Below are 8,753 nucleotides of genomic sequence, written 5' to 3' on the forward strand. Positions count from 1 at the left end.
CATCGTCGGCACCGTGCAACTGGTGACCGCCATGCCCGACAACCAGCCCCACCGTGCCGACGTGGCCAAGATGCTGGTGCACCGCCAGGCCCGCCGCCTGGGCCTGGCCCGGCGCCTGATGGCCGCCGTGGACGATGCCGCGCGCGCCGCAGGCAAGACGGTGCTGGTGCTCGACACCGTGACCGGCGGCGACGCCGAGCGGCTGTACCGGCGTGCCGGCTGGCAGCAGGTGGGCATGGTGCCCAACTACGCGCTGATGCCGGATGGCGCGTTCTGCGGCACCACGTTCTTCCACAAGCAACTTTGAACGCATCGTGCCGAATGGGCGCGTGCCGGGTCGCAATGCGGGCGTCGGCGCGCGCATCCACGGGGGCGGTTGTGCGCTGATGCGGCGGCGTGCCCTGTTTCTGAGCACCGCCCTGGTGCTGCTCCTGCACGCGCTGGTGCTGGGCTGGGTGTTCCTGTCCTGGAAGCCAGCCGTGCAGTCCGTGAACCTTGTCCGGGTGTTCGACGCCCGCAGCATCGCCGCGCCGCCGCCCGTGGCCCCGGAGCCGCCCGCGCCGCGGCCCGCACCGGCGCCCAGGCGCGCGGCGCGCAAGCCCCAGGTCCAGGTCCAGGCCCCAAACCCCGGCGAGGCGCAGCAGCCTCCCCCGCCCGCCGGGGATTGGCTGGCAGGGGTGCTCGCCGATGCGCCCGACCCGGACCCCGGGGCCGCAAGCGGCATGGCGAGCGCTGCACCCGACAGCGGGGCGGGCGCCGCGCCAGCGCCGGATCCACCGGACCCGCCGCAGCCAGTCGCTCCAGCGCAGGACGCTGGCGCAAACGGCGACCCGCCCGGCGCCGCGCCGCTGCCGATTCTTCCCGCGCCGGCGCGGCTGGCGTTCCGGGTGGGCGGACAGACCAGGAAGCTCAGCTACCACGCCCGCGCCGAATTGCTGTGGCAGCACGATGGCAGCCGGTATGCGGCGCGCCAGGAGGTCGGCGCGTTTCTGCTGGGCTCGCGCACGCAGAGCAGCGAGGGCCGGATCACGCCGCAGGGCCTGCGGCCCGAGCGCTTTTCCGAGCACCGCCGGGGCAGCGTACAGACGGCCGATTTCGACCATGCGGGGGGCCGGGTCGTGTTCAGCGCCGCAACGCCCGCCGAGGCCGCAGTGGACCCCGGTGCGCAGGACCGCCTGAGCCTGTTCATCCAACTGGGCGCGCTGCTGGCAGCCGACCCGCAGCGCGGGGTTCCCGGCACCGAACTCACGCTGACCGCCGTGAGCACCCGCAGCGCCGAGCGCTGGACCTTCCACGTCGAAGGCCCCGAAACGCTGGACCTGCCCGCCGGGCACACGGTCGCCCTCAGGCTGCGGCGCCTGCCCCGCGACCAGAACGACCAACAGGCCGTGCTGTGGCTGGCCCCCGCGCTGGACTATCTGCCCGTGCGCATCCGGCTCACGCAGGCGAATGGCGACTTTGCGGACCTGCAACTGAGCGGCCGCAGCGCGCCCTGAGAATCTCCCGCACGGCTCCCCGGGCAGGCCCGGGTGGAGTGTTGCGTGGCAGCGCCATCGCCACAGAAAAGTCCTGCAAATCTGGTAACCCAGGATTTTCATGAAATACTGCGACGTAGCCGGGCGGTCCCCGGCTTGCTCCGGGCCACTTGAACTCTGCGCACCCGCTGTCATCTGTCATCCATTACGACCAGGGGAAATACCATGCACATGCTCTACGACTCAGAATCCTTCGTGGTGGTCCACATGCTGCCCGACACCGTGGAGCAGGGCGCGCAGGCGCTTGACAACACCCCCCCCACCGGTCCCCGGCTCGCGCGCCATGGTTTTGAGATCGTGGACAAGCGCTCCGGCAAAGAGGTGTATCTGGACGGCTCCTGGGCCGAGATGTTCCAGGAGCAAATACTCGCCTGGCAACGCGACACGCCCACGCAGGAGGAAGTGGAAGACGCGCTGGACCGCTACGCGAGCCTCGCGCAGAACCCCGTCGTCATGCACTGACGTCCCGCCCCGCGAAGGGCGGCGCATCCATGGCGCGAGCGACGCGCTGCTAATCGTTCGCAGCCTGCAGCGCGCTCAGAAACGACCGGCGCCACCAGTGCACGTCGTGCGTGCGGATGCGCTCCATGAGCTTGCTGTGGCGTTCCTGCCGTTCGACCAGCGGCATTTGCAAGGCCCGCTGCATGCTGTCGGCCATTGCCTGCGTGTCGTAGGGGTTCACGAGCAGGGCCTCGTCGAGTTGCTCGGCGGCACCGGCAAAGCGCGACAGCACCAGGACGCCGGGGTCCTGCGGGTCCTGCGCCACCACGTATTCCTTGGCCACCAAGTTCATGCCGTCGCGCAGCGGGGTGACCAGCCCCACGGCTGCTGCGCGGCACAGGCCCGGAACGCGCTTGCGCGCCACCATGCGGTGGATGTAGCGCAGCGGCATCCAGTCGAGCTCGCCGTAGTCGCCGTTCACCGCGCCGCACAGGCCTTCGAGCTCCTGGCGCAGGTCGGTGTAGGCGTGCACGTTGTCGCGCGTGGGCGCGGCGATCATGACCAGCGTTGCGCTGGCGCAGTTTTCCGGGTAGCGCTCGAGCAGTTCGCGAAAGGCGCGCACGCGCTGCGGCAGGCCCTTGGAGTAGTCCAGCCGGTCGATTCCCAGCAGCAGGCGGCGCCGCGAGTATTCGGCGCGCAGGCGCGCGCAGGTTTCCACGGCGTCGCTGGCGCGGGTCAGCCGGCTGAACTCGTCCACGTCGATGCCGATGGGAAAGGCCTGCACCAGCACCGTGGCCCCGAAGGCGCGCACGTGCTGGTCGCCCAGTTTTTCGGCGCGGCCCTCGGTGTGCACGTAGTGCTTGAAATGCACGACGTCGGCCTCGCTCTGCAGACCCACCAGGTCGTAGGCAAACAGCGAGCGCATGAGCCATTCGTGCTGGGGGATGGCGGCCATGATGAGTGGCGGCGGCACGGGGACATGCAGGAAAAAGCCGATGCGCTGGCGGCAGCCCAGGGCGCGCAGTTCGGCGGCCAGCGGAATGAGGTGGTAGTCGTGTATCCAGATGATGTCGTCGGCGCGCAGCAGCGGCAGCAGCTTGCGCGCAAACATCTGGTTCACGCGGCGGTAGCCGGCGATGTAGTGGGCGTTGAAGTCCGCCAAGTCCAGCCGGTAGTGGAACACCGGCCAGAGCACGCTGTTGCTGTAGCCGTGGTAGTAGCTGTGGTGGTCTTCGCGGCACAGGTCGATGGTGGCCAGGGTCACGGCGCCGGCCTGCCGCAGGTGCAGTTCGCCCTCGCCGGGTGCGCCGCCTTCGAGCACGTTGCCGCTCCAGCCCATCCACAGCCCCCCGGTCTGGTTCAGGACCTCGCCGAGCGCGACGACCAAGCCACCGGCTGCGGGCTTGCGGGGATCGGCGAGGCGGTTGGATACGACGACCAGACGGCTCATGGCCCCATCATCGCAGTTGTAGCGGCAGAGTGGTTGTCAGACAATCGCTTAAATTGTCCCAAGGCGCACGGCGGCGTGGATTACGCCCGCCCTGGAACAGTCCCGTGCTCCAGGGTGCTGTCTGCCGCCGAGAGCCAGCCACGCAATGCGGCGGGCGTCGTGCAGCGGTGCTGCGCCACGCTCGGCCCCGGGCCCACCTTGATTCCCCAACCCCCCAGCGCCTGGGCAGCGGCGAAGCCGGCTTCATCGGTGGCGTCGTCGCCCGCGAAGACCGGCGTGCGGCCGGCAAACGGCGGCTGCGCCATGAAGTCGGCGATGGCCCGGCCCTTGTGCACGCCCCGGGGTTTGACTTCCAGGACGCATTTGCCTTGCAGCAGTTCCACGCCTGCAATGGCTTGCATGGCGCGCTCCAGGGTGTCGCGGCACAGGCTCTGCAACTGCGGCGCTTGCCGGTAGTGCAGCGCAAGGCCCGCGCTCTTGTGTTCCAGCAGCAGTTCGGGATGCTGCGCCGCGAGGGCCTTCGCGGCATGCAAAACGGGCGCCAGATCGGGTAGCGCAATGGCCGGGCGCGCGGCCTGCGCCAGGCCGTGGCGGTATCGGGCCCCGTGCTCGCAGGCCAGCGCAAGACGCAAGGGGGCCAGAAAATGATCGATATCCGCTTCGGAGCGCCCCGTCACCATGGCCAATGCACCGTCCAGCCGGGTGTGCAGCGCGGCCAGCGTGGCGATCAGCCCGGGGGCGACCTGCACTGCATCCGGGCGCGGCGCCAACTCGGCGAGCGTGCCGTCGAAATCCAGAAACAGCGCCTGGGCGGGCGTCAGGGGCGGGAGCGCTTGCATGCGGCGAAACCATAGCAGACACGGTGCATTGCAGCCCTGCGGGGTCGGTCCCGTCGGCTGCGCGCAGGAACGGGTTCTCTGCGCAAGCCAGTCAATGGCCGGCAACAGTCGAAACAGACCCGGGCTCCGTTCCAAGCCGCTTTCGGGAACCCGATAAGGCATGCCCCCTTTCAGGCGCGGGACGGAGAAGTCCTTGGGACCCGAAAAATCCGGAAACGCAGCCGGGTTCGTGCCAGCGCAGGCCGAACACACAATCGGCCGGATGCTCCGGGTGCTCCATGACGCCCTCCCGTGTTCTCAAATTTGCCATTGCGCTATGCGTGGTGTTTTTTGCCGCGGAAAAGTTGCGCGTGCACTGGGCCGACCAGCGCCTGCTGGAGCGCGCGGCGCCCCTGCAGGTGCTTGCCGACAGTCCCGTGCAAACGGCCACCAGCGATGCGCCCTTTGCGCTGGGGGACTACCAGGTCAGGCCGTTGGCGGCGTTTGCGCTGCGCGCCCGGGTGCTTTCGAGCGAGAACTACTATTTGGGCAAAGAGGCCGATCTGTCGCACATCGATCTGGCGCTGGGCTGGAAGCGCATGGCCGATCCGGCGGTATACGGGCAGTTGAGCATGTCCCAGAGCGGGCGGTGGTTCCACTATTCCTGGGAAGACGAGCCGCCCATCCCGCTGCAGGAGATCAATGAATCGTCCGCGAACATGCACATGATTGCCGCCACCCCGGCCGTGGAGCGCGTCCTTCAGAAGGCCCGAAAGGGCGCCTACATCAGCCTCACGGGCAAGCTCGTCGAGGTGACGGACCCGAGCGGATGGCGCTGGACCAGCTCGCTCAGCCGCACGGACTCCGGCGGCGGCGCGTGTGAGCTGATGTACGTGGAGTTTGCGCAGGTGGAGAACTGAGCGCGGCAAAAACCGGTGGCCTTGCACAGAGCTGGGGCCCGGGAGCACCAGCAGGGTGCATGGGCGTTGCAGATCCTGGTTCCGGCGCCCCTTTTCCTCAGAAATCGGTGGCACGCAATCTGCTGGATACCCTGTAAAGATATTTAAAATATTTTAGTAAGATATTGACTTGTGCGCGTCTGTCCGGGACCGGGCGACGCTCACCGGTGCGGAGCGTTTCCTCAACCTGCCCAATGGAGTCCCTCGTGAAATTGAAGACCCTTGCTCTTGTCGCAGTGAGTGCTCTCGGCCTCTGCGCGACCGCGGCGCTGCATGCCGCGGACAAGCTCGATGCCATCATCGAGTCGGGAAAATTGCGCTGCGCCGTGGTGCTGGACTTCCCGCCGATGGGTTCGCGCGACGCAAGCAACAACCCCGTCGGATTTGACGTGGACTACTGCAACGATCTGGCAAAGGTTCTGGGCGTCAGGGCGCAGATCGTCGAGACGCCGTTCGCCGACCGGATCCCCGCGCTCACTTCGAACCGCGTTGACGTCATCGTCGGCTCCACCTCGGACACGCTGGAGCGCGCAAAGACGGTCGGGATGACGATTCCGTACTTCGCATTCCAGATGGTCGTTCTGACGCGCGAGAACACGAACATCAAGTCTTACGAAGACCTCAAGGGACGGGCCGTGGGGAATACGTCGAGCTCGTTCGAGGCGCTCGCGCTGGAGAAGGCCGTGAAGGCCTGGAACGCTCCCAAGGGGAGCTTCCGTGCCTACCAAACGCAGGCGGATACGCTGCTTGCGGTGAGCCAGGGGCAGATTGACGCCACCGTCGTGACGTCCACGGTGGCTGCCGCTTCGATCAAATCCGGGAAGTACAAGGGCCTGAAGATCGCCGGCATCGCGCCCTACACCATCGACTACGTGTCGCTGGCTGCCAAGCGCAGCGAGTACGGACTGATCCATTACCTGAACCTGTTCGTGCACCAACAGGTGCGCACGGGCCGCTACGCCGAGCTGTACCAGAAGTGGGTCGGTGGCAGGCCGATCGACCTGACGGTTCCGGGCGTCTACTACTGATCACCGCAGCCGCCGATCGAATGCCGGACTTCGACTACACCTTCCACTGGCGCGCGGCGTTCAAGGCGCTGCCGGACATGCTCGCCGGTGCCTGGGTCACGGTCGAGGCGGCCACGGTGTCCATGGTTTTCGGCGTACTGATCGCGCTGGCGCTCGCCGCAATGCGCGACACGCGCAACCCGGTGCTGCGTGGCGCGGCGCATGCATGGGTTTCGATCGCACGCAACACGCCAGCGCTTTTTCAGATCTACATGCTGTACTTTGGCCTGGGGTCGTTCGACCTGCACGTCGGCTCCAGGGCCGCGCTCCTGGCCGGCATAACGTTCAACAACGCGGGCTATCTGGCCGAGAACTTCCGCGGCGGGCTCCGGGCCATCCCGGCAACCCAGGTCCGCGCGGCACGGTCGCTGGGCATGGGGGCGTTCCAGGCCTACCGTCTGATCGTCGTTCCGCAACTGCTGCGCATCGTTTTCTACCCCCTGATCAACCAGATGGTGTGGGCCGTGCTGATGACTTCGCTGGGCGTCAGCGTCGGTCTGAACGACGACCTCACGGGCGTGACCCAGGACTACAACGCCCGGACGTTTCGCACGTTCGAATTCTTCGCCTTGGCCGCGGTCCTCTACTACGCCATCGCGAAGGGAATCGGCTGGGTGGCCCGGCTGCTCGCCTGGCGGCTGTTCCGTGACTGAGCGCAGGCATGTTCTCCTCCAGTTTCACGGCCAACGATCTTCTCTTCATGCTCGAGGGGGCATGGGTCACCCTCGATTTGACGCTGTGGGCCATGCTGATCGGCACGCTGGGTGGTCTTCTGTGTGGTTTTCTGCGCGCCTGGCTGCCCCGCCTGACCCTGCCCCTGGGTTGGCTGCTGGACGTATTCCGCAGCGTCCCCTTGCTGATCCAGTTCGTTCTGTTCAATGCGCTCAAAAGCATGCTGGGCCTGGACTCGAGCGTATTCGCCGTAGGCTGCGTGGTGCTCGGAATTTACTGCGCGGCGTATTGCACGGAAATCGTCCGCAGCGGGGTCTTGGCGGTGCCGGGGAACGTCATCCGGGCGGCCCGATCGCTCGGCCTGACCCAGCGCCAAGTCGCCCAATACGTCGTGCTGCCCATGGCCACGCGTGTCGCGTTTCCCGGCTGGATCAACCTCACGCTGGGCGTGATGAAGGACAGCTCCCTGGTGCTGTGGATCGGCATCACCGAATTGCTTCGGTCGGCGCAGACGATCGTCACGCGGATACAGGAACCCCTGTTCGTGCTCTGCGTGGCGGGCCTCATCTACTACGCCATGAGTTGGGGATGCGCCCGGGTCGGCGCGCTCGTTGAGAAAAGGTGGCAGGAGAATGATTGAGATCGAGAACGTGCACAAGTCCTTTGGTCGGCTCGAGGTCATCCGGGGCGTGAGCATGGCGGTAGACAAGGGCGAGGTGGTTTCCATCATCGGCCACTCCGGCTCCGGCAAATCGACCCTGCTCATGTGCATCAATGGACTCGAGCCGATTCAGCAGGGCAGCATCCGGGTCGATGGGGTGGACGCACACGCCAGGGGCACGGACCTGAACAAGCTGCGCCAGCGCATAGGCATCGTGTTTCAGCAGTGGAACGCCTTTCCCCATCTCAGCGTTCTGGAGAACGTCTCGCTCGCGCCACGCAAGGTGCTGGGCAAGGACAAGCACGAGGCCGAGGAGATAGCGGTCAGGCAACTGAGCCACGTCGGGCTGCAGGACAAGATGAACGTCTCTCCGGGCAAGCTCTCCGGCGGTCAGCAGCAGCGGATGGCGATCGCACGCGCGCTCGCGATGTCTCCGCAGTACATGCTGTTCGACGAGGTGACCTCCGCGCTCGACCCGCAGTTGGCCGGCGAGGTGCTCGACACCATGCGGATGCTCTCGCAAGAGGGGATGTGCATGATCGTCGTGACGCACGAGATCCGCTTCGCGCGCGACGTGTCGGATCGGGTGGCGTTCTTTCGCAACGGGGTCATTCATGAGATCGGCCCCCCTGAGCAGGTCATCGCCAACCCGCAAAAGCCCGAAACGATCGATTTTCTGAAGTCCACCCGCTGAGCCGAGCCTTCGATCATGCATCTCAAAAACATCATCACCGTCGTCGGCGCCCACGCAGAGGGCGAGGTCGGACGCGTCATCACGGGGGGCGTGATTGCGCCCGCCGCAGCGTCCATGTTCGAGCGGTTGCAAGCCTTTCAGGCGCAGCAGGACTGGATTCGCGGCATGCTGTTGTCGGACCCGAGGGGGAGCGTGAACGCCGCGGTCAACTTGGTGACGCCGCCCATTTCGCCGCAGGCGCAGTTCGGCATGATCGTCATCGAGTCGGACTATTACCCACCGATGTCCGGATCGAATCTGATCTGCACCGTGACCGCCGTGCTCGAGAGCGGAATGCTGCCCATGCGCTCGCCGGTCACCGAACTCTGCGTGGACACGCCCGCCGGCCTGGTCCAGGTCCAGGCCGAATGCGAGAGAGGCAAATGCCGCCGGGTGCGTTTTCACAACGTCCCCTCG

The 8,753-nt window shown here is 66.7% G+C and carries 11 protein-coding genes; 9 read left to right on the forward strand and 2 right to left on the reverse strand.

The features are described 5' to 3' along the window. The 3 genes from VTU_RS0114950 to VTU_RS0114960 form a co-directional block, all read left to right on the forward strand. Window positions 1-307, forward strand: a 307-nt coding sequence (locus tag VTU_RS0114950; RefSeq protein ID WP_010105563.1) for a GNAT family N-acetyltransferase, incomplete at its 5' end; no start/stop codon positions are given. Between the two features lie 79 nt (window positions 308-386). Then, window positions 387-1,496, forward strand: coding sequence for a DUF3108 domain-containing protein (locus VTU_RS0114955; protein WP_029554436.1), 1,110 nt, complete (start codon window positions 387-389; stop codon window positions 1,494-1,496). 204 nt (window positions 1,497-1,700) lie between these two features. Then, entirely contained in the window at window positions 1,701-1,997 is a 297-nt protein-coding gene (locus tag VTU_RS0114960; protein ID WP_010105567.1) for a BTH_I0359 family protein, read from the forward strand. 49 nt (window positions 1,998-2,046) lie between these two features. Here VTU_RS0114960 and VTU_RS0114965 read toward each other — a convergent pair whose 3' ends face one another. Beyond that, window positions 2,047-3,426 carry an alpha,alpha-trehalose-phosphate synthase (UDP-forming) gene (locus VTU_RS0114965; protein WP_010105569.1) on the reverse strand — a complete coding sequence of 460 codons (1,380 nt, stop codon included), beginning with the start codon at window positions 3,424-3,426 and terminating at the stop codon, window positions 2,047-2,049. 80 nt (window positions 3,427-3,506) lie between these two features. Continuing rightward, a complete protein-coding gene (gene otsB / locus VTU_RS0114970) occupies window positions 3,507-4,265 on the reverse strand; it encodes a trehalose-phosphatase (protein ID WP_010105571.1) in 759 nt (252 codons plus the stop codon). A gap of 278 nt (window positions 4,266-4,543) precedes the next feature. Between otsB and VTU_RS0114975 the strand changes: the two genes are divergently transcribed. The 6 genes from VTU_RS0114975 to VTU_RS0115000 form a co-directional block, all read left to right on the forward strand. Beyond that, window positions 4,544-5,164 (forward strand): hypothetical protein, encoded by a 621-nt coding sequence (locus tag VTU_RS0114975; RefSeq protein WP_010105573.1) that lies wholly within the window; start codon window positions 4,544-4,546, stop codon window positions 5,162-5,164. Between the two features lie 245 nt (window positions 5,165-5,409). After that, window positions 5,410-6,231 (forward strand): ABC transporter substrate-binding protein, encoded by an 822-nt coding sequence (locus VTU_RS0114980; protein ID WP_201766147.1) that lies wholly within the window; start codon window positions 5,410-5,412, stop codon window positions 6,229-6,231. A gap of 20 nt (window positions 6,232-6,251) precedes the next feature. After that, window positions 6,252-6,923 carry an amino acid ABC transporter permease gene (locus VTU_RS0114985; RefSeq protein ID WP_010105576.1) on the forward strand — a complete coding sequence of 224 codons (672 nt, stop codon included), beginning with the start codon at window positions 6,252-6,254 and terminating at the stop codon, window positions 6,921-6,923. An 8-nt stretch (window positions 6,924-6,931) separates the two neighbouring features. After that, window positions 6,932-7,582: an amino acid ABC transporter permease gene (locus VTU_RS0114990; protein ID WP_010105577.1), complete on the forward strand. Its 651-nt coding sequence runs from the start codon at window positions 6,932-6,934 to the stop codon at window positions 7,580-7,582. Then, window positions 7,575-8,297 carry an amino acid ABC transporter ATP-binding protein gene (locus VTU_RS0114995; protein WP_010105578.1) on the forward strand — a complete coding sequence of 241 codons (723 nt, stop codon included), beginning with the start codon at window positions 7,575-7,577 and terminating at the stop codon, window positions 8,295-8,297. The genes VTU_RS0114990 and VTU_RS0114995 overlap by 8 nt, the downstream gene beginning before the upstream one ends. 15 nt (window positions 8,298-8,312) lie before the next feature. Then, window positions 8,313-8,753 (forward strand): proline racemase family protein (locus VTU_RS0115000; RefSeq protein ID WP_010105579.1); only part of this gene is annotated, 441 nt, incomplete at its 3' end.

The sequence above is a fragment of the Verminephrobacter aporrectodeae subsp. tuberculatae At4 genome (assembly GCF_000193225.1).
Taxonomy (GTDB): Bacteria; Pseudomonadota; Gammaproteobacteria; order Burkholderiales; family Burkholderiaceae_C; genus Acidovorax; species Acidovorax aporrectodeae.